The sequence below is a fragment of the Herbaspirillum sp. VT-16-41 genome (assembly GCF_001994935.1).
GTDB lineage: Bacteria > Pseudomonadota > Gammaproteobacteria > Burkholderiales > Burkholderiaceae_D > Herbaspirillum > Herbaspirillum frisingense.
Genome location: NZ_MUXB01000120.1, coordinates 21688 through 47489 on the forward strand (window position 1 = coordinate 21688; position 25802 = coordinate 47489).

Genomic DNA, 25802 nt, shown 5'->3' on the forward strand with positions numbered 1-25802 from the left:
GCCCTGAACGCCAGGTCCTCAAGCAAATACACGCCGCGTCGTCAGCGCGGTCATGTCCTTTACCGGCCCCGGCCCTTCAATTTCAATAGGTCTTGTACGGCAAGTACTTCCCGGAAAGCAGTACATTGACGCGATCGCCATTCGGATCGGCCTGGCGCTGGATATCCATCTTGAAATCGATGGCACTCATGATGCCGTCGCCAAACTCCTCGTGGATCAGCTCCTTGATGGTGGTGCCATAGACATTGACCATCTCGTACCAGCGATAGATGAGCGGATCGGTCGGCACGGCCGTAGGCAGGGAGCCCTTGTACGGAACGATCTGCAACCACGCGACGGCTTCGTCACTCAGGTCGAAGAGCCGGCCGACGGCTTCCGCCTGGCTCTTGTCGAGGGTCATCTGGCCCAGGCAGGCCGCCGTGCTCCATTCCTTGGAAAGGCCGGTAGCCGCGGTGACCTGACTCCACTTGATGCCCTTCATTACCTTGGCAGAAAGGATCATCTTGGTTACTTCTTCACGACTGGAAATCATTTGATAGCTCCGAATTGACGGGTTGAAAAAAAGCGGTGCGCGGACTCACGCCGAAGCGCGTATATCCAGCACAGAGGAGATGTCAGGCACGGCGTCGGACTCCAGGCCAGGCCGTACGATGCGCGTGACGGCCAGCTCGGCCACCTCGCCCGACATCTGGAATGTCCTGGATCGGTGCACCAGGAAATCGACGAGGTGGTTGCGTATCCGGTAGAACTGGGGATCACGATGAATGGTGGCCCGGGTGCGCTGCGGCGAGAGTGTGTTGATCACGATCTCGGCGATACGCGCCTTGGGGCCGTTACTCATCAGGAAGATGCGATCGGCCAGCAGGATGGCTTCGTCCACGTCGTGGGTGATCATGAAGACGGTCTGTTGCGTCGCCTCGCAGATGTTGAGCAACTCGTCCTGGATGACGCCGCGCGTGAGGGCGTCAAGCGCGCCGAAGGGCTCATCCATGAGCAGCATCTTGGGCTCGATGGCGAAGGCACGGGCAATGCCGACGCGCTGCTTCATGCCGCCGGAAAGCTCGGCAGGCTTCTTTTTGGCTGCGGCCGACAGGCCGACCATCTCGATGAAACGCGCAGCGTGGGCCGCCACCTTGTCGCGGCTCCAGTCGGCGTAGCGCGAACGCACTGCGAAGGCGATGTTCTCTTCCACGCTCAGCCAGGGCAACAGGGCGTGGCTCTGGAACACGACGCCCCTATCCAGGCCAGGTCCGGCCACCTCGCGGTTGTCCATGATGACGGTGCCGGTGGTGGCCGCCTCCAGCCCGGCCAACACATTCAGGATGGTGCTCTTGCCGCATCCGGAGTGGCCGATGATGCAGATGAACTCGCCACGCTCGATGCCGAACTGTACCTGATTGAATACCGGCGGCAGGTCGTGCCGGTACTGCTTGGACAGGCCGTCAACCTGGACGAAGGGTCGGCCGGCGGGGGACCGGGAAGTATCCCGGGTGCGATCATTCAGCATAGGTCACCTTCTTTTGCAGGGCGGCGAAGAGGATGTCGAGCAGCATGCCGACGACGCCAATGACGAGGACGGCAAAGATCACGTTCGACAGCGAGAGGTTGTTCCATTCGTTCCACAGGAAATAGCCGACCCCGTTGCCGCCGATGAGCATCTCGGCGGCAACGATGACCAGCCAGGCGATCCCCATGGAGATGCGCATGCCGGTGATGATGGTGGGAGCGGCAGCCGGCAGGATCACCAAAAAGGCCTTGCGTAGCGGTGAGACTTCCAGGGTACGTGCCACGTTGAGCCAGTCACGGCGTACACCGGCCACGCCGAAGGCGGTATTGATGAGCATCGGCCATACCGAGCAGATGAAGATGACGAAGATGCCCGAGACCGAAGAATCCTTGATGGTGTAGAGCGCAATGGGCATCCAGGCCAGCGGCGAGATGGGCTTTAGCACCTGGATGAAAGGGTCGATGGCTCGATACAGAAGTGGGGACATGCCGATAGCAAAGCCCAGCGGAATGGCGACCAGCATGGCCAGCAGATACCCGAGTGCCACGCGCAGCAGGGAATGCGCCAACTGGATGCCGATGCCCTTGTCGTTGGGGCCATGATCGTAGAAAGGATCGCTCAGGTGCCGTGCCGCGATATGCAGGAACTGCCCGGGCGTAGGAAAGCCGTCGACCTTCGCCGGCGTGTCTCCGGCGGCAGACGGGGCCTGCCCCATGAGGGCTGCGTATTCGGCATCCTTGGCGCTGACCGCGGTGGGGGCCGAGGCACGCGGCATCGTTGCCAGTTGCCAGATACCCAGCAGAAGCAACAGCAGCAACACCGACAACAAAGCCGCACGCAGTTTGAGTTGATGGTTCATGTTCTTTCCTCGCTGCGGTCAGGTTCGCTTGATGGCGAAGCTGTTCAGGTAGCCCTGCGGATTGGTCGGATCAAAGGTCTTGCCCATGATGCTGAACGAACGGTAGCCATTGCTGGCCGCCGCCGGCACCTGCATGCCCAGTGCTGTCATCTGGCGACGCGCGTCAGTGAGCAGGAACACCTTTTCCGCCAGCGCCTGGTAGTTCATATCCCCCTTGATGTAGCCCCATCGTTTCATCTGGGTCAGCATCCAGGTCGCCATCGAGTACCAGGGCATGGCGTCGAAATCCGCGCGATCCGGTTCGTTGCGCACATTACCCAGCCCGTCGGCATAACGACCGCTGAGGGCTTGCAGTACCACTGTCTCGGGCTGATTCAGATAGCCCGGGGTGCAAATGGCCCGCGCGATGGCCGCCCGGTTCTCGGCCTTGTGCGCCATGGCGCTGGCGTTGAGAATGGCCCGGTAGAGCGCCGCGAAGGTATTGGGGTTGCGGTCGATGAAGGCCTGCGTGGTGCCAAAGGCACAGCAGGGATGGCCGTTCCAGATATCCTTGGTCAGCAGATGGATGAAACCGATCTGGTCGTATACCGCACGTTGGTTGAAGGGATCGGGACCGAGAAAGCCGTCGATATTGCCGGCGCGCAGGTTGGCGATCATTTCCGCCGGTGGCGTCACCCGCAGTTGCACATCGCGGTCGGGATCGATGCCATGCTCGGCCAGGTAATAGCGCAACAGGAAGTTGTGCATCGAATACTCGAAGGGAATGGCGAACTTGAATCCCTTCCAACGACGCGGATCACGGTTGTCCTTGTGCCGCAGTGCCAGCGTGATGGCCTGACCATTGATGTTCTGGATCATGGCTACCCGCATCGGTTGCGCGGCCGCGCCAAGGCCGGCGGAGATTGCCAGCGGCATCGGCGCCAGGAAATGCGATGCATCCAGTTCGCCATTGATCATCTGGTCGCGTACCAGCGCCCAGCCTGCGGTCTTGCTGAGGGTCACATCCAGGCCCTGCTCCCGGTACATGCCCATCGGGTCGGCCATGATCAGTGGCGTCGCGCAATTGATGGGAATGAAGCCGATCCTGAGGCTCTTCTTTTCCAGACTGCCCTGTTTTTCCAGCGCTTGCGCCTGCAGGCTGCCCAACGGCAGCACTGACGCCACTGCAGCCATCAGTGCATGGGAACCGATCGCCTTGATCAGGTTGCGGCGCGTGGCATCGTGAGGAAACAGCGCGCGCACGGCGGCCGCTTCGACGAAGTCGCATGACAGCGCCTCGACGTCTCCAGCGCGGGCCAATCGGGTCGCGCTGGCCGCTGCGGCCTGGTTCGCATGCTCCTCCTCGGAGGCATGCTGGCCGCATGAACAGGCCGCCAACGAGGTGTCGAGGGAATACGGACGATAGAGATTTTTATCGGTCATGCAAGGCCCCTGGTTGGGAGTGGATGGGTGAAATATCAACAGAGATGCGGCGATATCAGGCGGCCAGGCGTTGTCGCGGGACACTCATGTCCAGCGCGGCAACGATCTTGTCCTGGTAGAGCTGATGCATTCGGAGGACCTCCGGGCTGTCCTCCAGAACCAGCCATTGGCCATTGGCGCAGGGCTGGCCATGCAGTACCACCGAAAGCGATTTGGTCTTGAGGCGGATGACCGGCGGCCGGTGCTCGTATTGCGGCCCGGCCAGGCCGAGCAACTGGGCGGCGATCACTGCTGCCTGACGCGCCAATGGTTCGATGAAGCGACAGGGTGTGCCGGCGATGCTGATGCAATCGCCCAGCGCATAGATGTGCTCGGCGCTGGTGCGCAAGGTAGCGGCATCGACCGCAATACCTCGCTCGAACGCCAGCCCCGCACCGCGGGCCAGGCGGCTCTCGGTATGCAGGCCGGTGGCGACCACGATCTGGTCGCAACTGAGGCTAAGGCCGTCGGCACCGCGGATTTCCTTGATGCCTTGCGCGCTGCCAGCGATGTGGCTGATCCGGGTCTGCCCGTAGAAGGCAATGCCCTGGGACTGGAAACTGGCACGCATGCGCTCAGCGGCTTGCGGCGGCAGCAGTTGCGCCAGTGGCAGCGCTGCTACGTCAAGCAAGCTGACCTGATGCCCTGCGCGCGCAAAATCCTCGGCCAGCTCGCACCCCACCATGCCGGCGCCGATGATGGCCACGCGCCTTGCAGCCCCTGCAAGACCTGCTTGCAGGCCACTCCAACCTGCCAGATCGTTGACGCGCCAGCACAACGCAGGCGGCACCTCGGCCGGCAGGTAGGGCTTGGCTCCCTGGGCCAGCACGAGGTCGGTATAACGCAGGGTGCCGCGCGTGGTACGCAGTTGTCGCAGGCCAGGAGCAATGCCGATGGCATAGGTCCCGCTGAGTAGACGCACCCGAAGACGTCGGGACGATTCGGCTGCCGATTCGCGTACCAGGGCAGCGGGGTCGAGCTTGCGGCTGAGTGCGATCGACAACTCCGGTTTGTGATACCGGTCCCCGGCGCAGGCAGTCACCAGGGTGATGGGAACATCGGCATCCAGCTTGCGAAGCGCCTCGACCACCGACCAGCCAGCGATGCCGGCACCGACGACGATGACCCCGCGGCGGTGCGTCGAAGCCTGCATCGTTGCGCCCGACGGCGGCGGCGGCGCCTCCGACTGCGGTGCATAGGGCTCGAAGTCCGCCTTGACCACACCGCACAGGGGGCAAACCCAATCGTCGGGTATGTCTTCAAAGCGTGTTCCCGGCGGCAGGCCGCTATCGGGATCGCCTTCCTGTTCGTCGTAGATCAGGCCGCAGGCGCGGCACAGGTATTGGCGCCACTTCACGACAGCGAGGCTCATGCCGGCACCTCTTCGCGGGACAGGCGCGCCATTTCCGAGCGCAGATGCTTGATGGCGGGTGTGACGATGGCTGCGAAATGCGCCTCGCGTACGCGCCGTTGCGGGGCCGAGTTGATCAGGTAGCCGCGCGCGCCCTGATGCAACAATGCCGACTGGGTCGCTCGCAGCGCCAGCTCGGCCCCCTGGGCGCGGGCGTCGAGCACGTCCAGCATATAATCCTTGCTGCCGTCGAAGGGCGAGCCGACAAGCCTGGCGACGCGGCCAGCCAGTTCGAGATATTCGGCTTCCAGTTCATCCGGGCGGTCGTCCAGGAACTGGTTCACATGCCCCAGCAGCGGTTCCACGTCGCGCATGGAATCAAGCGCTCCCTGGATCAGCCCGGTGGCCATTCCTATCTGCAGCAGGATGAAGGCAGCGCGGATCTTTTCAATAAAAGGCCGGGCCGGATCGGCGATCATATTGTCTTCGCCGACGAAGTAATCCTCCAGACGCACACCCCAGGTACTGGTGCCTTCCATCCCGGAAAACTCCGGACATTGACGCAGCACCACCTGTTGGTCACAGCGAACCAGAAAGATGATGTCATGCGAATGCGACTGGTCATCGCGATAGACCGAGGCAATCGCGCCGAAGTACTGACCCGGCCCGATATGGCTGACCCAGGGCAAGGCACCGCTGACCCGGTAACCGCCCGCTACCCGGCGCGCGCGCAGCAACATTCGTTCGATCCCGGCGAAGGCCTTCATGGGATTGGACAGGCCGGTGCCTCCGAAGCTGCGCCCTGCCACATGGTCGTCCAGCAACTGGCCGTCGAGGGCGGGGTTGCCGGATTGTTCAAGGTACAGCGCGCAGACGTCATGCGCCCAGGTCAGGAAACCGGTCGAGCCACACTGCCTGCTGATTTCATGCATGGCGCCCAGCGCCAGCCCATAACGCTCGCCGTTGCGCCGCAAATGGCCGGCAAAGGCCCCCGCGCGCGCCAGCGACGCCATGACCTCCAGCGGATAGTGGCCCTCATGGTCGATCCTGGTCGCCAGCGGCGCCAACTGGTCGACCGCAACACCGGCCACGGCGGCCACCACGGCGGCATCGCCAAGGGCCGGATCGAGTTGTGCACTACGGATATCTATGGTGGTCATGACGTTCTCCTCAACAAGCTGATGGCGGGGACTGGCGCGACGAAATCAGTCGGCCAGGCCGATGCTGAAGGGGATGGGGTTACGCATGGTGTTGGCCACTGGCGAGTAGAAGTTGGCCTGTTTGACGATCTCGTCAAGTTCTTCGCGACTGGCATCGCCTTCCACCAGCACCTTGACGCGGATTGCCTGGAAGCCCATCTCGGAAGGCTGCATCTGCGCGCCACCGGCACCCCAGGCAGCGGGGTTGCCGATATCGCCCTCCACGAACAATTCCAGACGCGACAGCTTGACCTGCTTCCAGGTCGCCACGGCGGTGATGCCCACCGCCAGGCAGCCGCCCAGCGCAGACAGCACGATCTCGCCCGGGGCTGGCGCGGTGTCTTCTCCGAACAGATGTAGCGGCTCATCCACCACCACGGCGGCGTGGTCACCGACATAGCTGAGAGTGCGGTACTGACCCTCGACAACGGTATGGACCTTGTTCGTGCCACGACGCGCGGGGTTGTCACGGCCCTGTTCGGCGAATTTCATCAGTCCGTCGCGATCAATCGGACGCAGATAGGTCTGGACGGTCTGGGGGGTGGCGGTAGTCACGGAACGCTCCTTGGGAAATAACGGCTTTTGGCGCCGTGCCAGCCAGAAGATCTTTCTCCGGCCCTTCCCTAATGGCAAAAGCTGTGCCAAGACGATTTGTCACGGTAAGTCATTGATTTAAATCACAAAACCCATTTTCAGCGACAATTTCGCCCACTCATCAAATGTCCGACAATGTTTACAATTTGTAGACATTGTTAATCTTCATGGCGATAATTGACCGATCCATTCTTTTGCCTCACCACCACCGGCCTCCATGACCCCTGACCCCGAAATCGACATCGATTCCGATAGCTCGCCCTCGTTTTGGCGCCAACAGGAAATGTTGTTGTTTGAACAGGTGATGTCCCTGGTCGGCAAGAGCCTTTCTCCCGAAGTGGTCCTGCGCGAGATGCTGCATCTGCTCTCCGAACTACTGGGATTGAACCGGGGCCGCGTGGTCCTGCGCGACGAGGGTAGCGAGACGGCGCGCATCCATTACGCATATGGCATGACGCGCCAGGAGATGGCACGCGGGGTGTACCAGCCTGGCGATGGCGTGACCGGGCGCGTGCTGGCGACCGGGCAGTTGACCATCGTTCAGGATATTGACCAGGAACCGCGCTTCCTGCTGCGTACGGTGCGGCGGGAGGACCTTCCCTCCGGCCCGGTTTCCTTCATCGCCATGCCGATCAAGATCGACCGCCAGACCGTGGGCGTGATGGCCTGTCACCGCATCCGCAGCCGGATGCGCACGCTCAGTGACGACCTCACGGTGCTGCGCATCCTCAGTACGCTGGCGGGCCAGTTGCTGCAACTGCAACAGAGTCTTCTGGCCAAGACCAAGGTGCTGGAACAGCGCAATGAAATCCTGACCAAGGCGTTGCAAGCCGAGGCCACCCGCTATGGGATCGTCGGTACCGCCCCTTCGCTGCTGAAGGCAATTTCTGAGCTTGAGCGGGTTTCCGACGCTACAGCCAGCGTCCTGCTGATGGGCGAATCCGGGACCGGCAAGGAACTCTTCGCACGCGCACTGCACCTGGCCAGCCCGCGGCGCGACAAGCCCTTCATCAAGATCAATTGCGCTGCCATCCCCGACACGCTGTTCGAATCGGAACTGTTCGGGCACGAGCGCGGCGCCTTTACCGGCGCAGCTACTGCACGTGCAGGATGGTTCGAGCAGGCCAATGCAGGCAGCATCTTTCTCGATGAGATCGGTGAGATGCCGCTGGCAATGCAAACCAAGCTGCTGCGTACCTTGCAGGAAGGCACCATTACGCGCCTGGGGGGCAAAAAGGAAATTGCCATCGATGTGCGGCTGGTCGCCGCCACCAACAGGGACCTGGCGCATGAGGTCGAGGTCGGCGCATTCCGGCAGGATCTGTACTATCGGCTCAATGTGATCCCCATCCATCTTCCCTCGCTGGCCGAACGGCGTGAGGACATTCCAGCGCTGGTCCTGCATTTCCTCAATCACATCAACCAGGCGCACCAGCGCAATGTCAATCTCTCCCAGGATGCGCTGGACCTGCTCCAGCAGCAGGAGTGGCCTGGCAATATCCGCGAGCTCTCCAATCTCATCGAGCGCGCGATCCTGCTGGCTGAGCACCCTATCCTCGATGCCCGCGACATTGCGCGTTTCCTGCCGGACAAGCGCAAAAGCTCTGGCATGGCGCAGCCATTGCCGCCACAGCATCAGGAGGCGGCGATGCGGCCGATGAACAGTGCCTCCTGGGGCCAGGACGTGGCATCGACTGCTGTTGCGGTCAGGCCGTATGCCCCAGTGGCCTCGCACTCCGCAGCGCAACTGACGGCGGCGCTGACGCAAAGCGCAGGCAACAAGTCGCGCGCCGCGCAACTACTGGGCCTCACGCCACGACAGTTTTCCTACCGCTGGGAGAAGCTGGGGCTGGAATAAGCTGCTCGACCGAGCGCATCGCGGTCCGGGCATGCAAGGCCGCCGCACCGGACCACCTCCCCATCCCGGATTTGACAGCAAGGCATCGGCACGGTATTCTCGCCAAAAGGTCATAAGTATGACCTAATGATTTTAATGATCCGCTCCCTCTTCCCTTCCCCTTACATGAGACACGAGGCAGGAGGCCGGCGCATCCAACAGCATCGATAAAGAACAATGAACGAGGAGACCCGATGAGCAACGCTGATTCCGCATCCCTGGGGCAGGCCGGCAAGCAGTCCATGGCACCGGACCGCGCCACGCTGGCTGATGCCACCTACCGCAAGATCCTGTGGCGCATCATGCCCTTCCTGATGCTGGTGTACGTGGTCTCCTTCATCGACCGCTCCAATGTCGGCTTTGCCAAGCTGCACTTCCTGGCCGATCTCAATTTCACCGATGCCATCTATGGCATCGGCGCCGGCATCTTCTATGTGGGCTACATCCTCTTCGAAGTCCCCAGCAACCTGTGGCTGCAAAAGATCGGTGCGCGCAAGACCCTGCTGCGCATCATGGTGCTGTGGGGCCTGTTCTGTGCCGCCCTGGCGTTCATGCAGACCGCCACGCATTTCTACCTCATGCGCCTGCTGCTGGGCGCGGCCGAGGCAGGGCTGTTTCCGGGCATGCTGCTCTATCTCACCTATTGGGTTCCGCTGTCTCGCCGTGCACGCTTCACGGCCCTGTTCACCGCCTCCATCCCGCTGGCCGGACTGATCGGCGGCCCGCTCTCGGGCTGGCTGATGCACGCCTTCGAGGGCGTGGCGGGCATGCGCGGCTGGCAATGGCTGTTCATCATCGAAGGCCTGCCAGCCTGCGTGCTGGGCGTGGTGGCCTATTTCTACCTGAATGACAAGCCGGATCATTGCCGTTGGCTCACTCCCGAAGAACGCGCCCTGGTGACGGCCGACATGCAGGCCGACCAGGCCGCCAAACCCAAGGGCGGCGGACATTCCTTCGGCGACGCGCTGCGTAATCCTCAGCTGTACTGGCTGGCCGGCATGGGCGTGGCCGTGCTGGTCGGCACCGGTGGGGTGTTCTTCTGGCTGCCCACCATCATCCGCAAGGCGGGCGTGCATGACATCGCCACGGTGGGCCTGCTCTCGGCCATTCCCTTTGCTGCGGCCATCGTCATCCAGTATCTCAATGCCCGTCACTCCGATCGCACCGGCGAGCGCCGCTGGCACGTGGCCATCCCGGCCATCATCGCCGGCATCGGCTGGATCGCTCTGCCTTCGGTGCAGAACAGCATTCCCCTGTCGCTGGCGATGCTGACCCTGGTGACCGCGGGCACCTTCAGCCTGACCGGACCGTTCTGGATCCTGCCGGCGCAATTCCTTTCCGGCACCGCACTGGCGGCCGGCATCGCCCTGCTCAGCACCCTGGCCGGTATCGGCAGCGTGTTCAGCCCGATGCTGGTGGGCTGGCTCTCCAGCACCACCGGCAGCCTCGCCACCGGCCAGTACTACTTCGGCGCTTGGATGCTGGTGGGTGCGTTCACCCTTCTGCTGGGCGTCAAACCGAAGCCCCGCACCGCCGCAGCCTGACCACGCCATGACCTCTTTGCATACCCACATGAACGCCTTGAAACCAGACACCCTCATCGGCATCATCGGCGCCGGCGCCATGGGCAGCGGCATCGCCCAGGTGGCTCTCGACGCCGGTCATCCGGTGGTCTTGCACGATGCCGCAGCGGGCGCACTGGAACGTGGCCTTGATGGCATCCGCAGCCGCTATGCCCGGCTACTGGCCAAGGGCAAGATAGACCAGGCCCATCACGATGCCTGCCTGGCCCGCCTGCGCGGCGGCAGCCTGCAGGAGCTGGCCGGCGCCGCACTGGTGATCGAAGCCATCGTCGAACGACTGGACGTGAAGATCGCCGTGCTGTCGCAACTGGAGCAACTGCTGCGCCCGGACGCCATCATCGCCAGCAATACGTCCTCCCTGTCGATCACCGCCATCGCCGCCGGACTGGCACGGCCACAGCAGGTGGTGGGCATGCACTTCTTCAACCCGGCACCGCTGCTGCCGCTGGTCGAGGTGGTCAGCGGCAAGGCCAGTGCCGAGGCAGTGGTGCAGACCATCTTCGAGACCGCCCTGGCCTGGAAAAAAGTCCCGGTGCATTGCCGCTCCACGCCGGGCTTCATCGTCAATCGCATCGCCCGCCCCTACTATGGCGAGGCACTGCGCCTGCTGGCCGAGGGCGCTGCCGATGCCGCCACCCTGGATCGTGTGCTGCGCGAGACGGGCGGCTTCCGCATGGGCGCCTTCGAGCTGATGGACATGATCGGCCACGACGTCAATTACGCCGTCACCCAATCGGTCTACGACGCGCTCTACCAGGACCCACGCTACAAACCATCGTTGCTGCAGAAGGAGCTGGTCGACGCCGGCTGGCTGGGGCGCAAGAGCGGGCGCGGCTTCTACCGTTATGACGTGGAGGCGCAGACAGGCGACGCGGTCAGGCCCGCCGCCGACACCCCTGCCGGCTACACCATAGGCAGTGTCATCGCCGAAGGCGAACTGGGCCCCGCCGCCGCACTCATCGACCTGGCGCACGAACATGGCCTGCCAGTACGTGTGACCGACGGCGCGGGTGTGCTGCACATCGATGGCGTGACCCTGGCCCTGAGCGACGGCCGCAGTGCCAGCGAGCGCTTTGCCAGGGATGGCGTGCAGGTGGTCTTCGACCTGGCCCTGGACTATCGTCAGGCGCGCAGCATTGCGCTGGCGCCGGCCGACCAGACGGATCGCCATGCACTCACCGTCGCCCAGGCCTTCTTCGCCGGTATCGGCAAGTCGGTCGTCGTACTGGATGACTGCCCGGGGCTGGTGGTCATGCGCACCGTGGCGATGCTGGCCAACGAAGGCGCCGACGCCGTGCAGCAGACGATTGCCACGGCCGCCGATGTGGATCTGGCGATGCTCAACGGCGTGAACTATCCGCGTGGGCCGCTGGCCTGGGCTGACCGCATCGGCATTGCCCATGTGGCGCGCGTGATCCGCCATCTGTCACTGAGCTATGGCGAGGACCGCTACCGTCTCTCGCCGCTGCTGGCGCGCATGGCATTGACGAATCGCGCCTTCTTTTCCGAGGGGGCCAGCGCATGAGCCAGGCTGCCGACAGGACAGCGCCCGTCCGCTGCGAAATCTCCGACGCGGTGGCCGTCATCACCATCGACCGGCCGGAACGCCGCAATGCCCTCAATCTGGAGGTCAAGCAGGCCCTGGCCGAGCTGATCGACGCGGCGGCGGCGGACCCGACGGTACGCGTGATCATCCTCACCGGCTCGGACCGCTATTTCGTCGCCGGGACCGATATCGGCGAGATGGCGACGATGACGCCGACCTCGCATACCCTGCAAGCCACCGACCGCGTCTTCAATGTGCTGCGTCGCGTAGACAAGGTGCTGATTGCGGCAGTGGAAGGCTATGCACTGGGCGGCGGCTGCGAGCTGGCGCTGTGCTGCGACCTCATCGTCGCCGGCGAGACTGCCAGGCTGGGCCAGCCGGAAATCCGCGTGGGCATCATGCCGGGTGCCGGCGGCACGCAACGGCTGGTGCGCACCATCGGCAAGTACCAGGCCATGAAGCTGGTATTGACCGGCGAAGCGGTCAGCGCACGCGAAGCCCTGGCCATGGGCATGGTCTCGGAAGTCTGCGAAGACGGCCAGGCGCTGGCGCGCTCGCGCGAACTGGCAAGCACCATTGCGGCCATGCCGCCGCTGGCGGTGCGGGCGATCCGGGAGGTCATGCAGCAGGGTCAGGATATGGCGCTGGACAGTGCGCTGGCGCTGGAACGGCGTGCCTTCCAGATGCTGTTCGACACGCAGGACCAGAAGGAGGGCATGCAGGCGTTCCTGGAAAAGAGAGCAGCGCGCTATCAGGGGCGCTGAGCCGCCAGGCAGCGGGCAAAGGCAGTATGGACGGGTATCAGTCAAAAGTTTGAGCTAACGGATAATTCGGGGATAATTCGTCAATGAACGGCCGAATTATCGCCCAGTGCACCGCCCCTCCCGGCGGCCGCCAAGCTCCCGAAAGCTTTTGATGAAAAACCCGCCCTCCCGCCCCTCCCTCCCTGACCTAGCCGACCCGCGCAAGCTGGCCATCGATTTCAGCCGTAGCGCCGTACCGCGCTACGTCCAACTGGCCAGTCTGTTCCGCAATCGGGTGGAATCGGGTGATTGGGCGGTCGGCACGCAGATTCCCACGGTCGATGAACTGGCCGAGGAATGCCAGGTGGCCCGCGCCACGGTACGCCAGGCGCTGGACATGCTGGAAGAGGAAAAGCTGATCGCGCGCTACCGTGCCAAGGGCACGTTCGTGATCGGCAAACCGCAGGAGCAGTTCTGGTGCGAGGTGGCCACCGACTGGTCAGGCCAGTTGCTGGCACCGGAAGGTGCCACCATCGAAGTGCTGACCGAGCGCGAGCGACTGGCGCCTGCACCGGTGGAGCCGTCGCTGGGCCAGATGGCCGAGGCCTACGAGCACTGGCGGCGCCGCCACTGGCGTAATGGCAAGCCGTATTACCTCGGCGATGTGTATATCGATGCGCGCGTCTGCGCCCGCATCCCGAAGAAGTCCTTCGAGACCAAGACCTCGATGCGCATCTTGCGCGATCTGCCGGGGCTGGAGATCAAGGAGGCGCACCAGACGCTGACGCTGGGCTCGGCCGATCCGCTCATTGCGGAACTGCTGCAGATCCCGCTCAATGCGCCGATCGCGTATGTGACGCGCTCGGCGGTAGACCAGGCCGGCCGCGTCGTGTTCGTGGGCCGGGGCATTTACCGGGGCGATGTGATTCGCCTCGACATACGACTGAAGTAACGGTGCACCGATTGCCGTTGCCAGTCATCGACAGATGAGGAAACGGCATGAAACTCCATTGGTCGCCACGCTCGCCCTTCGTGCGCAAGGTGGTCATCCTGCTCAAGGAAACGGGTCTCGAATCGCGCGTGCAGCTGGTGCGTTCGGTGGCCGCCATCGCCACGCCCAATCCGGCCATCATGGCCGACAATCCCCTCTCGCAGATTCCCGCGCTGGTTCTGCCCGGCGGTGAGCCGCTGTACGACTCGCCGGTGATCTGCGAATACCTCGACAGCCTGCACGACGGCCCACGGTTCTTCCCGGCGGCCGGCCCGGCACGCTGGACTGCGCTGCGCCGCCAGGCACTGGGCGACGGCATGCTGTCGGTATTGCTGATCTGGCGCCAGGAACGCATGAAGACGCCCGCCCAGCAACTGGATAGCTGGCTGCAGGCATTTGCGCTCAAGATCAGCACTGCCCTGGACCGTCTCGAAGACGAAGCCCCGGCCCTGGCCGACAGTGGCTTCGACATCGGTCACCTCACCCTCGGCTGCACGCTGTCCTATCTCGATTACCGCTTCGCCGATCTCGACTGGCGTGCCGGCCGCCCGCAACTGGCGAGCTGGCACGCGGGATTCTGCCTGCGTCCCTCGGCACAGGCGACGGTGCCGGATGACGCTGCGGCCTGAACACGGCAGCCCTTCTTTTTCCGCTTTTTGGTTTGATATCGGAGTTCTCATGGCAGGTCCGCTTTCCCACATCAAGGTGCTCGATCTTTCGCGCATCCTCGCTGGTCCCTGGTCGGGCCAGATCCTGGCCGATCTCGGCGCCGACGTCATCAAGGTGGAGCGCCCGCGCGTGGGCGACGACACCCGCAGCTGGGGCCCGCCCTTCCTGCGTGACGCAGAGGGCAACGAAACCCGCGAAGCCGGCTACTACCTGGCCTGCAACCGCGGCAAGCGGTCCATCACGGTGGATCTGAACACGGCCGAGGGCCAGCGCATCATCCGCGATCTGGCGGCGCGCTCGGATATCCTCCTGGAAAACTACAAGGTCGGCACCCTGGCCAAGTTCGGCCTGGATTACGCCAGCCTCAAGCAGATCAACCCCGGCCTGATCTACTGCTCGGTGACCGGCTTCGGCCAGACCGGCCCCAAGGCCGACAACGCCGCCTATGACTTCATGATCCAGGCCATGGGCGGCCTCATGAGCGTCACCGGTGAACGGGATGACCTGCCAGGCGGTGGCCCGCAGAAAGTGGGCGTGCCCATCGTCGACCTGATGACCGGCATGTACACCTCGGTCTCGGTACTGGCGGCGCTGGCGCGACGGGCAGAGACCGGGCTGGGCGACTACATCGATATCGGCATGCTCGACGTCATGGTGGGCTCGGTCGCCAACCAGGGGATGAACTACCTGATCTCCGGCAAGACCCCGCAACGCGCCGGCAACAAGCACCCCAACATCCAGCCCCAGGACGTGTTCGCCTGCGCCGATGGCTACATCGTCCTGGTGGTCGGCAACGATGGCCAGTTCGCCAAGTTCTGCCAGGTGATCGGCCAGGCCGGATGGCTGGCCGACGAGCGCTTCGCCACCAATGGCAATCGGGTGCGCAACAAGGATGTGCTGCTGCCCATGATCACTGAGGTATTGAAGACCCGTGGCATGCAGGAGTGGGCCACGCTACTGGATGCCGCCGGGGTCCCGTGCAGCCCGATCAACACCATCCCGCAAGTGTTCGAGGACGAACAGGTGAAGCACCGCGAAATGCTGATCCAGATCCCCCACCCCACTGCCGGGTCGGTGCCGCAGATCCGCAGCCCGATGCGCTTTGCCGACGCTGTCTTGCGCTTCGACAAGGCACCTCCCCTGCTGGGCCAGCATACCGATGAGGTGCTGACCGAACTCGGCTTTGATGCCGCCCAGATCGCCGCGTGGAATGACGCTGGCGTGATCTGAAATCGAACCACGACAAGAACCTGACCAAAACGCCATGCCAAGAATTTCCTTCCCCTCCCCGGAGACCATGAACGCCGAACAGCGTGCGGTCTACGACGACATCGTCAGCGGCCCCCGCGCGCGCCTGGTCGGCCCCTTGAAAGCCGCCCTGCACAACCCGGCACTGGCTGACCGCTGGCAGAAGATGGGTGCCCTGCTGCGCTTCGGCACCAGCATTCCGCCGCGTCATAGCGAACTGGTGATCCTGGTGGCAGCGCGGCGCTGGAACAGCCAGCTCGAATGGGGCATCCATGCGCAGGCAGCACAGGCCGCTGGCCTGCCGCAAACGGTGATCGATGCGCTGTGCGCATGCCAGCCCCCCTTGTTTGCCGACGCCGCCGATGCCCACGTCTACGAATATGCCCGGCAACTGCAGCAGCACGGCAACGTCGATGAGGAGGTGTATCAACGCGTGCTGGGTCTCTACGGCGAGGCCGGCATCGTCGAACTGGGTGCCATCCTGGGCTACTACACGATGGTGGCCATGACGCTCAACGTGCACCAGATTCCGGTGCCGGAGGAATATGCAGAACCGCGCCTGCAGGTCGCCACGCAACAGGGCCGGCCGCAGTTGGCCGACTTGCCGCCCGGCCAACTGAGCCCGGTCAAGGAGGCGCTATCGTGACGACCTCCAGCTTCATCCCCACCGAGACTGAGACACCGCGCATGCCCACGGCGCCGCGTGCCTCCCTGCCGACCCAGGCTTGCGACAGCCACGCCCATGTCTTCGGTCCGTATGCGGCATTTCCGTTATCCACGGCGTCGAACTATCCGCCGCCGCTGGCCCCTGCCGAACTCCATGCGCAGATGCTGGCCACGGTAGGTGCAAGTCGCGGCGTGCTGGTGCAACCCGCTCCTTACGGTAGCGATCCGGCCTGCATGCTGGCAGCCATCGCCGCCAGTGCCGGACAGGTACGCGGCATCGCCGTGGCCAGCGCCGACACGCCGCTGGCCACTCTGCAGGCCTGGCATGCCGGCGGCATCCGTGGTCTGCGTTTCGTGGAAATGCTCACCCCTGCCGGTGACAGGTTTGCCGGCAGCGTGGGCGTGGACGATCTGCTGCAGCTGGCACCGGCCATGAGCAAAGCGGGCCTGCACGCGCAACTGTGGGCGCCCTGCGATGCCTATGCGCAACTGCTGCCGCAGCTGCGTGCGACCGGGCTGACACTGGTACTGGATCACATGGCTTGCCTGAAGGTCGAGCGCGGCGTCGATGATCCCGCCTTCCAGACGGTGCTGGCCGCGCTTCGGGACGGTGACGTATGGGTCAAGCTGTCGGTCTGCCGGGTCTCCGGTGCGGCCCCCGCCTATGCCGATCTCAAACCCTTCCACGACGCCCTGGTGGCGGCCAATCCCGCGCGCCTGCTGTGGGGCTCGGACTGGCCCCATGTACGCATGGGGGAGAAGGCACCGGATGTGGGCGCACTCATCGACCTGTTCCACCAGTGGGTGCCGGATGCCGCGGTGCGGCAGCAGATCCTGGTAGACAACCCGCAGACACTGTATGGCTTTGACCAGGCCGGCCGTTAAATTCATGACGAGGGATTCCATGTTCGACTTCACCCAGCTCAATGTCAGACGCGATGGCCATGTCGCCACACTGACCCTGAATGCGCCGCCGGTCAATGCGCTGACCCGCACGCTCAACGATGAACTGACGATGGCACTGGACGCCATCTCCGAGACCGATGACATTCGCGCCGTCGTGCTGACGGGTGCCGGCAAGGTGTTCTGCGCCGGCGCCGACCTCAAGGGCCGTGCCGAGAACATCCGCCAGCCGGGCGACTTCATGGCGCACTCGCGACGTACCCGGGAATGCTTCCATGCCGTGCGTGAATGCGCCAAGCCTGTGGTGGCCGCCATCAACGGCGCCGCACTGGGCTCGGGGCTGGCATTGGTGGCCTCCTCGGACATCCTGGTGGCGTCCGAGCAGGCCAGCCTGGGCCTGCCGGAGGTCGATGTCGGCCTGCTCGGTGGCTGCCGTCATGCCATGCGCCTGTTCCCGCATTCGCGCCTGCGCCGCATGGCCCTCACCGGCTACCGGGTCGGCGGCCAGGAGCTGTATCGGCTGGGCATCGTCGAAGCCTGCGTGGCGCCCGAGGCCCTGCTGGAGACGGCACTGGAGATCGCCCATGTGATCGCTTCCAAAAGCCCGGTCTCCACGCGCATGGGCAAGCACACCATGAACGTCATCGAAGATCTGAGCCTGCGCGACGGCTATCGCTACGAACAGGACATGACCGCCGCCATCGGCAAGACCGAGGACGCGCGCGAAGCGCAGCTGGCGTTCAAGGAAAAGCGCGCACCGGTCTTCACCGGCCGCTGACCTCTACCGGTGCCGTCCCACCGCTACGCACGAACGTAGCGCCCGGCCCGGAACACCTTCACAAGATTCCACCGCTACGACCTCGCCGTCGCAGTGGAAGGGACACGTCTTGCCTGCGCCCGGCATCGGGCCGGGCAGCAGACACATATCAACCACAAGGAGGAGCATCCATGTCTTACCCATTGCCATCACAGTTTTCCCCGTCGACAAGGCAGCCTGACACCCGCACCTATGCCCGCCAGCTGGCCCTGGGCGCCGCCCTGCTGCTGTCGACCCACGCCGCGTTGGCGCAGTCCGGCGTGACCATCTATGGCATTGTCGATACCGGCTTCGTGCACGAATCCGGCGGCCGCAACGGCTCGGTCAACAAGATCACCGGCGGGATAGGATCGGGTTCCCGACTCGGCTTCAAGGGGACCGAAGATCTCGGTGGCGGCATGGCGGCGCTGTTTGTACTGGAGTCCGGATTCCAGAGCGACACCGGGGCGATGGGCCAGGGCGGCCTGCTCTTCGGGCGCCAGTCCTATGTGGGCCTGTCGGGTTCGCAAGGCACGCTCACGGTGGGCCGCCAGTACACGCCACACTACACCGGCTTCGTGCTGGCCGATCCGTTTGCGGCAGGCTTTGCCGGTAACGCTGCGAACCTGGCGGCGAATTCGGGCAGTCGCATGGACAACACGGTCAAGTACGTGTCACCTTCCTTCGGCGGCGTCTCCGCCGAAGCGGTCTACGGCTTCGGCGAAAACGCCGGCTCCAATGCCATGGGCCGCGCCTGGGGCGGCGCCCTGGCCTATGCCAATGGCGGCCTTTCGCTACGCCTGGCGCACCACAACCGCAACATGGATACGCCCACCGTCCAGCGCAGCGAGAACGCCAAGAACACGCTGCTCTCCGGCAGTTATGACCTGAAGGTGGTCAAGTTCAACTTCGGCTATGGCATCAACAAGGGCTATGGCAGCTCGGCACTCAACAATGCCAATGCCTACGGTCTGGCGGTGGCCCCAACCCCGACCACCGACAGCCGCGACATGATCCTCGGCGTGACCCTGCCCGTGGGACGGCACAAGCTGATCGCCTCCTACATCCGCAAGGATGACCGCACCCGCTTCAACCAGGATGCTTCGCAACTGGGATTGGGCTATCTGTATGCGCTCTCCCGACGTACCGAACTGTACACAACCGTGGCCAGGATCTGGAACCGGAACGGCGCCGGCTACACGGTGGGCAGCGCCATCGAGACTGGCTCGGGCGACATGGCCTGGAATGCCGGGATCAGGCATACGTTCTGAGCAGTACCTGCCTGAGCCCATGCATGGATACGGGTGGGCGGCACGGCAGGCTTCGACCTGCCGTGCCGCCCGCGCAAAGATCATGACAAGAAAAAGGATTCGCCATGAAGATTGCGATGTTGCTGGCCGCCGTAACGGCATGGCTGACGTGGAGCGCGCCACTGGCGGCAGCCAATGTACGCAACCATGCCATTGTTCAAGAGGGTGAAACGTCGATCGAGGTAATCGTCGATGAAGCCTCAGGCCCCGATGCCCGGGAGCGCAAGGGAGTGATCGTGCTGCTGCCTTCCTCACAACGTGGCAGCGAGGATTTCGACACCGTCGCCGAACTCCTGGCCCAGGCCGGTTACCGTGTGCTGCGGCCGCAACCGCGTGGCATCGGTGCCAGCCGGGGAGCACTGGAAGGGATGAGCCTGCACACCCTGGCCGGTGATGTGGCGCTGGCGATCCGGCTGCTGGGCCAAGGTCGCGCCGTCGTGGTGGGCCATGCCTACGGACATTACGTGGCCCGGGTCACGGCGCTGGATTATCCCGCACTGGTACGCGGCGTGGTCGTGGCAGCTGCGGCAGCCAAAGGACGGCTCCCGGCGCAATTGAGCGCGGCGCTGGATACCGCTGCTGACCAGCGCAACTCAACCGCGCAGCGGATTGCGGCGCTCAGAGATGCCTTCTTCTCCGGACCGTTCGTGCCGCAGTCCTGGCTGGAGGGATGGCATCCAGAACTCGCTTCGGCCTATCGGCAGGCCAGCCGGACGACACCACAGTCGACGTGGTGGCCGTATTCGACCGTACCCATCCTCGACCTGCAAGCGCAGCACGACCCCTGGCGCCCTGCGGCCACCCGCGACGAACTGCGCGACGCCCTGCCCGGCAGGGTGGAGGTGCGGGTGATTCCTGATGCCAGTCATGCGCTGTTTCCTGAACAACCGCAGGCGGTTGCCAGGGAGATTGTGGACTGGGTCGACAGGCTGGCCCGCTAAGGCCTGTTCACAACGCGCCAGGTTCAGCCCGGCAAGGTCGCCATGATGAACATGCGCCGGAACGGCAACAAGGTACTGCCGTCACTGCGTGGCGGATAGGCCAGATGCATCCTGTGCGCATAATCGGCGCGAAAGGCCTGCAGCTGTTCGCCCTTCATCTTTTCAAGGTAGGGCCGCAGGCTGCTGCCGCTGGCCCATTCCAGCACCGGGTTCTCGCCCTTGAGCACATGGAGATAGGTGGTCTGCCAGATATCCAGGCTCGCCACCCGTGGTCGCAGCAGGTCGTGATAGCCGCCCATGTCCAGCACATTGCGCCGTTCCGACACGTCACCCAGAACCTCTGCATAGGCCGGCGAGCGTGCCAGTTCCACCTGCGCCAGTCTCAACGGCGCATCGTGCATGACCGGCATCTGCACCGCCAGGCAACCACCGGGATTAAGGAAGGACAACAGCCGTGGGAACAGCTGTGCGTGATCGGGAAGCCATTGGAGGGTCGCGTTGGTGTAGATCAGGTCAAGCTTGTGCTCCGGCGTCCAGTGGTTCAGATCGGCTTGAATGAAGCGGCCATGCGGAACGGTCGCGCGCGCCTTGGCCAGCATGTCCTCCGAGCCATCCACACCCAGCACCTCAGCCTCTGGCCAGCGCTGCTGCAGCAAGGCCGTCAGGTTACCGGCACCGCAACCGAAATCGAGAATATGGGCGGGAGCCGGCAAGGGCAGGTGCAACATCAGGTCCAGCGCCGGACGCAGGCGTTCACCACCGAAGCGCAGATACTGGGCGGCGTCCCACGGAACCTGGGGTTGTTGGGGTTGTTGCGGGTCTTGAAGGTTTGGCATGCCTTGCTCCTGATAGGGTCCTTGGATGGGTCACCATCGTATACCTGTGTGCGTGATCTTGCCTGGTAGGGGGTGAGCGTTGGCTTGGGAGCGTGGTGTGGAAGAGGTTCTTCTGAATGGAGTTGTTCTACGGTTCCGCAAGGGTGTAGAGACGAATTGTTTAACGAAGGTCGCGGTGGAGCCTGAAGATGTAGCAGCCATTACTGCAGGAATGTCCAGATGTTCCAACTATACTGGCCACGACGGCGCACCGATAGCAAACGTTGCACCGCCATCTCCCGAGGAAATGGAGCAGGACATTAATGCTCTTGAAACTTGGCGAAAGTCAGTGGTAAGCCGACGCGAGGGTAAAAAGTAGATTTACTTTGAATGGAAGTTGCCTTTTTCTCCGTTGAAGATACAGGAATATGAAGCTCAAGAGAGAAGCCAGAACCCTAAAAGCCAAAGCCCTAGCCTCGCTAAAACGTGGGCTGGAAGCATTTAATAATCACGACGATGAAGGAAGACCCGAGGTCGTTCTGCTAATGCTTCAGCATGCTAGTGAAATGCTAATCAAGGCACTATTGGTCCAAAAAGGACACGATGTCTTCGATAAGGAGAAAGGCACCTCTATCGGTATAGAGAAGGCCTTGAACGTTGCTCAATCTCAAGGGTGGATGAAAGCGCCACAAGCTGGTCCTATCCGAGCAGTTGATGCGATGCGTGATCAAGCTCAGCATTGGATGATTGTAGTTCCGGAAGATACGCTTTATATAAATGCCAGGGCGTTGATTACGGTCTTGGATGAAGTCCTCAACGAACACTTCCAAGACTCGCTCGCTGACAATCTCCCGATACGTGTTCTACCCCTATCCACCCAACCCCTTCCAGAGTTCTTGGTGCTTGTGAATAGAGAATACGCACAGATCAGAGAGCTACTCGCGCCCGGACGAAGAGCGAGAGACGAGGCAAGAGGACGTATCACGGCACTCTTGGCTATGGAAGCTCACGTGAGTGAGGACGTGGCTGTTTCCAAGCGAGACGTGGACCGGATTGAAGTCGCTATCCGGGATAACACCCCCGTGGAAGAAGTATTTCCTAGATTGATGAACTTGGCAGCGAACATTGAAGGTGAAGGCCCCACGATCCGGGTTCGAATTACTAAAGATGAAAGGGCTCCTGCTATTCGTTATGTGTCCGGCGATGATCCAGATGGTGCAGCGGCCATTCGAGAGGTAGACCTCCAGAAGAAATACCACTGGAGTCCAAGTGCATTAGCTGCAAAGCTGAATTTACCGATCTTAAAAGCGAAAGCTGTGCGAGACTTCCTCCGTATTGACGACGATCCTGCTAACGTCATGGTTTTTACGTTTGGTTCTCAGAAGCACCCCCGGTATTCCGATAACGCATTACGTCTGCTTCGGGAAGCGATAACTCCAGAACTGATTGAGGTCGCATTGCGTGCGCGACAGCAAAGCCGGGGAGTGTAAGTTTATCCTCCAGTCCAACGAGCCCTTAGAGGGTTACGTACCGGGTTCTTTAGCAGGGTTCGATGAACGCTTGATTATGCCAGCAGAGACGAGCACTGAATTCTCACGGGAAAGAGTGGCGCAAGAGAATCGTCGATGCTGGTACTAAGATTTTTAGTCGAAAGTATGTCGGAATTTTGAAAAAAAAGGGACTCCGATCGCTCGGAATCCCTTATGTACTCTGGTGGCCCCCCCGTGAGTCGAACACGGCACCAACGGATTATGAGTCCGCTGCTCTAACCAAGCATGAGCTAGGGGGCCAAAAAATCAGCCGGCGATTTTAACATCTTCGCCGGCCAATTCTGACACCCTAATATCAATTCCCTTCCAGGAAGCTCTTCAGCTTGTCCGAACGGGAGGGGTGACGCAGCTTGCGCAGTGCCTTGGCTTCGATCTGGCGGATACGCTCGCGGGTCACGTCGAACTGCTTGCCCACTTCTTCCAGCGTATGGTCGGTCGACATCTCGATACCGAAGCGCATGCGCAGGACCTTGGCTTCGCGCGGGGTCAGCGAGTCCAGGATGTCCTTGACCACGTTGCGCATCGAGGCGTGCAGCGCCGCATCGGCCGGGGCCAGCGTGTTGTTGTCCTCGATGAAGTCGCCCAGATGCGAATCGTCGTCGTCACCGATCGGCGTTTCCATGGAGATCGGTTCCTTGGCGATCTTCATGATCTTGCGGATCTTGTCTTCCGGCATTTCCATCTTGATCGCCAGGGTCGCGGGATCCGGCTCGGCACCGGTTTCCTGCAGGATCTGACGCGAGATGCGGTTCATCTTGTTGATCGTCTCGATCATGTGCACCGGAATACGGATGGTGCGCGCCTGGTCGGCGATGGAGCGGGTGATGGCCTGACGGATCCACCAGGTCGCATAGGTCGAGAACTTGTAGCCGCGACGATATTCGAACTTGTCCACTGCCTTCATCAGACCGATGTTGCCTTCCTGGATCAGGTCCAGGAACTGCAGGCCACGGTTGGTGTACTTCTTGGCGATCGAGATCACCAGACGCAGGTTGGCCTCGGTCATTTCACGCTTGGCCATGCGTGCCTTCTTTTCACCAGCGCCCATCTTCTTGTTGATGGCGCGCAGGTCCGGCAGCGGCAGTACCACGCGGGCTTGCAGGTCGATCAGCTTCTGCTGCAGTTCCTTGATGGCCGGGACGTTACGGCTCAGCACGGTGCTGTAGTCGTGGTTGGCGGCGACTTCGCCGTCCACCCAGTCCAGGTTCACTTCATTGCCGGGGAAGACCTTGATGAAGTGGGCGCGCGGCATGTTGCACTTGTTGACGGCCACGTCCAGGATCTGGCGTTCGACGGTGCGGACTTCATCCACCTGCGCGCGCAGGGTGTCGCACAGCTTCTCGACGATCTTGGCGGTGAAGCGGATGCCCAACAGCTCGTTGGAAATGATTTCCTGCGCCTTGACGTAGGGCTTGGAGTTGTAGCCTTCCTTTTCGAAAGCCTTGCGCATGTTCTCGAACTGGGTGCCGATGACGGCGAACTTGCCCAGCGCGTCGCGCTTCAACTGTTCCAGCTGTTCGGCGGAGAAGCCGGCAGCGCCGGAACCGCTGTTCTCGCTTTCCTCTTCTTCGTCTTCTTCCTCGTCTTCTTCCGCTTCTTCGTCGTCCTCGTCGGAGTCGGAAGCGGCGGCGTCGACCTGCTGTTCGCTTTCGTTGGGATCGACCAGGCCATCGACGATTTCGTCGACCTTGATCTCATCCTTGGAGATGCGGTCAGCGGCGACCAGGATCTCGGCGATCGTGGTCGGGCAGGCGGAGATGGCCTGGATCATGTCCTTCAGGCCGTCTTCGATGCGCTTGGCGATCTCGATTTCGCCTTCGCGGGTCAGCAGCTCGACCGAACCCATTTCACGCATGTACATGCGCACCGGGTCGGTGGTACGGCCGAAGTCGGAATCGACGGTCGACAGGGCGGCTTCGGCGGCGGCTTCGGCGTCGTCATCGCTGGCGACGTTGGCCACGTTGTCCGACAGCAGCAGGGTTTCGGCGTCAGGGGCGTGCTCGTACACCGAGATGCCCATGTCGCTGAAGGTACCGATGATGCCTTCGATGGCTTCCGGATCGACGATGTTCTCAGGCAGGTGGTCGTTGATTTCCGAGAAGGTCAGGAAACCACGCTCCTTGCCGAGCTTGATCAGGGTCTTCAACTTCTGGCGACGGCGCTCCAGCTCTTCTTCGCTGGCTTCGGTGTCGGAAGAGAAGGCGTCCTTCAACAGGGCCTTTTCCTTGGCCTTGCGGTCCTTGGCCTTGGCCTTGTCGGCGGCCTTCAGTTCAGTACGCTCGATGGTGTTGAGCGCGGCGACTTCGTCGCTCTCGGGCTGGAATTCCTTGGGCTTGCGGCCACGACGGCCCGGCACCTTGACGCTCGGCAGCACATAGCCGGACGTGTCGATGGCTGCCAGGGCGGCAGCATCAGTGGTTTGACTTACGCTCGACGCGGCAGTCGCGCTGACGTCTTTGCCTTCGACCTGTGCGGCTTTGGTGGTCTTGGCGGTCTTGGTTTCGGGTTTCTTGGTGGTCACGGAAGTCTTCGTCGCTTTCACAGAAACCGCTTGTTCGGCGGCTTGAGGTAACTTGTTGGCTGGCGTTGCAGTACCCTTGGGCGCTGCGGCGCGGGCCGGCTTGGCGGCAGTTGTCTTGACTGTCGTCTTTTTCGGCGTCGCTGCTGCTGCAGTCTTTGCCGTGGGTTTTACGGTGCTGGCTGCCGTCGCAGTCCCCTTGACTGGCGATTTGGCGGCCACCGCCTTGGTGGGCTTGGCAGCGGCGGTGGATTTTACCGCCGTTGCCGGCTTGCTGCTCTTTGTCGACGCTGCTGGAGTTTTCGCGGGTTTCTTCATTGCATTTGCCATAGAATCAACTGCCAATTGAGAATTCACTCATTGCGCCAATCAAGTCATGCTAATGATGCAACTCCGGTACCGATTTCCCGGTAGACTCCGGCTGCACGCGCAACGTTCCTTTTTACCGGCGGGCCATCGATCCGGAAGGCAGGCAGTCGTGCCATTCCCGATCCGGCAGGCGATACCGCTGTCTGCCGGCCTTCATCCCGATGCGCCGGGGTGAAGACATGGTGCCGCAGGGTGGGGATGCAAGAGCCATCCGGCGGAACTAAAGCCCTATAGTATAGCACAGATGGGGCTCTTTTCTCCCGGATCAAGCCGCGATATTCGGCCA

23 protein-coding genes and 1 tRNA gene are annotated in these 25802 nt (G+C 62.6%); 14 read left to right on the forward strand and 10 right to left on the reverse strand.

Annotation, left to right across the window (positions count from 1 at the left end; translation table 11 throughout):
* Window positions 1–82 precede the first annotated feature (82 nt).
* The 7 genes from cynS to BTM36_RS17695 are packed head-to-tail and all read right to left on the reverse strand — an operon-like array spanning window position 83 to window position 6869.
* Entirely contained in the window at window positions 83–532 is a 450-nt protein-coding gene (gene cynS / locus BTM36_RS17665; RefSeq protein WP_006464967.1) for a cyanase, read from the reverse strand.
* Between the two features lie 45 nt (window positions 533–577).
* Window positions 578–1507: an ABC transporter ATP-binding protein gene (locus BTM36_RS17670; protein ID WP_006464968.1), complete on the reverse strand. Its 930-nt coding sequence runs from the start codon at window positions 1505–1507 to the stop codon at window positions 578–580.
* Window positions 1497–2366, reverse strand: coding sequence for a nitrate ABC transporter permease (ntrB, locus tag BTM36_RS17675; RefSeq protein WP_077237318.1), 870 nt, complete (start codon window positions 2364–2366; stop codon window positions 1497–1499). Before ntrB ends, BTM36_RS17670 begins: the two co-directional genes overlap by 11 nt.
* An 18-nt stretch (window positions 2367–2384) precedes the next feature.
* On the reverse strand, window positions 2385–3788 hold the full coding sequence (locus BTM36_RS17680; RefSeq protein ID WP_077237319.1) for a CmpA/NrtA family ABC transporter substrate-binding protein: 1404 nt from the start codon (window positions 3786–3788) through the stop codon (window positions 2385–2387).
* A gap of 55 nt (window positions 3789–3843) precedes the next feature.
* Window positions 3844–5199 (reverse strand): FAD-dependent oxidoreductase, encoded by a 1356-nt coding sequence (locus BTM36_RS17685; protein WP_077237320.1) that lies wholly within the window; start codon window positions 5197–5199, stop codon window positions 3844–3846.
* On the reverse strand, window positions 5196–6338 hold the full coding sequence (locus BTM36_RS17690) for an acyl-CoA dehydrogenase family protein (protein WP_077237321.1): 1143 nt from the start codon (window positions 6336–6338) through the stop codon (window positions 5196–5198). Before BTM36_RS17690 ends, BTM36_RS17685 begins: the two co-directional genes overlap by 4 nt.
* Before the next feature lie 45 nt (window positions 6339–6383).
* Window positions 6384–6869 (reverse strand): OsmC family protein, encoded by a 486-nt coding sequence (locus tag BTM36_RS17695; RefSeq protein WP_077237461.1) that lies wholly within the window; start codon window positions 6867–6869, stop codon window positions 6384–6386.
* Between the two features lie 406 nt (window positions 6870–7275).
* Between BTM36_RS17695 and BTM36_RS17700 the strand changes: the two genes are divergently transcribed.
* From BTM36_RS17700 to BTM36_RS17755, 12 genes are all read left to right on the forward strand, one after another.
* Window positions 7276–8829 (forward strand): sigma 54-interacting transcriptional regulator, encoded by a 1554-nt coding sequence (locus BTM36_RS17700; RefSeq protein ID WP_217349594.1) that lies wholly within the window; start codon window positions 7276–7278, stop codon window positions 8827–8829.
* A gap of 233 nt (window positions 8830–9062) precedes the next feature.
* A complete protein-coding gene (locus tag BTM36_RS17705; protein ID WP_077237323.1) occupies window positions 9063–10412 on the forward strand; it encodes an MFS transporter in 1350 nt (449 codons plus the stop codon).
* A 28-nt stretch (window positions 10413–10440) separates the two neighbouring features.
* Entirely contained in the window at window positions 10441–11976 is a 1536-nt protein-coding gene (locus tag BTM36_RS17710; RefSeq protein WP_077237324.1) for a 3-hydroxyacyl-CoA dehydrogenase, read from the forward strand.
* On the forward strand, window positions 11973–12761 hold the full coding sequence (locus BTM36_RS17715) for an enoyl-CoA hydratase-related protein (RefSeq protein ID WP_077237325.1): 789 nt from the start codon (window positions 11973–11975) through the stop codon (window positions 12759–12761). The genes BTM36_RS17710 and BTM36_RS17715 overlap by 4 nt, the downstream gene beginning before the upstream one ends.
* 151 nt (window positions 12762–12912) lie before the next feature.
* Entirely contained in the window at window positions 12913–13692 is a 780-nt protein-coding gene (locus tag BTM36_RS17720; RefSeq protein WP_077237326.1) for a GntR family transcriptional regulator, read from the forward strand.
* A gap of 47 nt (window positions 13693–13739) precedes the next feature.
* Window positions 13740–14360 (forward strand): glutathione S-transferase family protein, encoded by a 621-nt coding sequence (locus tag BTM36_RS17725; protein WP_077237327.1) that lies wholly within the window; start codon window positions 13740–13742, stop codon window positions 14358–14360.
* Window positions 14361–14409: 49 nt separating this feature from the next.
* Window positions 14410–15630 (forward strand): CaiB/BaiF CoA-transferase family protein, encoded by a 1221-nt coding sequence (locus tag BTM36_RS17730; RefSeq protein WP_077237328.1) that lies wholly within the window; start codon window positions 14410–14412, stop codon window positions 15628–15630.
* A 34-nt stretch (window positions 15631–15664) separates the two neighbouring features.
* On the forward strand, window positions 15665–16294 hold the full coding sequence (locus BTM36_RS17735; protein ID WP_077237329.1) for a carboxymuconolactone decarboxylase family protein: 630 nt from the start codon (window positions 15665–15667) through the stop codon (window positions 16292–16294).
* Window positions 16291–17199, forward strand: coding sequence for an amidohydrolase (locus BTM36_RS17740; protein ID WP_077237330.1), 909 nt, complete (start codon window positions 16291–16293; stop codon window positions 17197–17199). The genes BTM36_RS17735 and BTM36_RS17740 overlap by 4 nt, the downstream gene beginning before the upstream one ends.
* Window positions 17200–17218: 19 nt before the next feature.
* On the forward strand, window positions 17219–17995 hold the full coding sequence (locus BTM36_RS17745; RefSeq protein WP_077237331.1) for an enoyl-CoA hydratase/isomerase family protein: 777 nt from the start codon (window positions 17219–17221) through the stop codon (window positions 17993–17995).
* Between the two features lie 170 nt (window positions 17996–18165).
* Entirely contained in the window at window positions 18166–19284 is a 1119-nt protein-coding gene (locus BTM36_RS17750) for a porin (RefSeq protein ID WP_254427029.1), read from the forward strand.
* Between the two features lie 104 nt (window positions 19285–19388).
* Window positions 19389–20264 carry an alpha/beta fold hydrolase gene (locus tag BTM36_RS17755; protein WP_077237332.1) on the forward strand — a complete coding sequence of 292 codons (876 nt, stop codon included), beginning with the start codon at window positions 19389–19391 and terminating at the stop codon, window positions 20262–20264.
* Window positions 20265–20287: 23 nt separating this feature from the next.
* On the opposite strand, the gene BTM36_RS17760 is transcribed toward BTM36_RS17755, so the two are convergent.
* A complete protein-coding gene (locus tag BTM36_RS17760) occupies window positions 20288–21100 on the reverse strand; it encodes a methyltransferase domain-containing protein (RefSeq protein ID WP_077237333.1) in 813 nt (270 codons plus the stop codon).
* Between the two features lie 407 nt (window positions 21101–21507).
* On the opposite strand from BTM36_RS17760, the gene BTM36_RS17765 reads away from it, so the two are divergent.
* Window positions 21508–22569 (forward strand): hypothetical protein, encoded by a 1062-nt coding sequence (locus tag BTM36_RS17765; protein WP_077237334.1) that lies wholly within the window; start codon window positions 21508–21510, stop codon window positions 22567–22569.
* A gap of 221 nt (window positions 22570–22790) precedes the next feature.
* Here the strand turns inward: BTM36_RS17765 and BTM36_RS17770 are convergent.
* Together BTM36_RS17770 and rpoD are read right to left on the reverse strand one after the other, a co-directional pair.
* A tRNA-Ile gene (locus tag BTM36_RS17770) sits at window positions 22791–22869 on the reverse strand.
* A 55-nt stretch (window positions 22870–22924) separates the two neighbouring features.
* Window positions 22925–25150: an RNA polymerase sigma factor RpoD gene (gene rpoD / locus BTM36_RS17775; RefSeq protein ID WP_233207517.1), complete on the reverse strand. Its 2226-nt coding sequence runs from the start codon at window positions 25148–25150 to the stop codon at window positions 22925–22927.
* A 115-nt stretch (window positions 25151–25265) separates the two neighbouring features.
* Here rpoD and BTM36_RS29070 point away from each other — a divergent pair, with 115 nt between their 5' ends.
* Window positions 25266–25496, forward strand: a complete 231-nt coding sequence (locus BTM36_RS29070; RefSeq protein WP_233207516.1) for a hypothetical protein — start codon at window positions 25266–25268, stop codon at window positions 25494–25496.
* Window positions 25497–25802 lie beyond the last annotated feature (306 nt).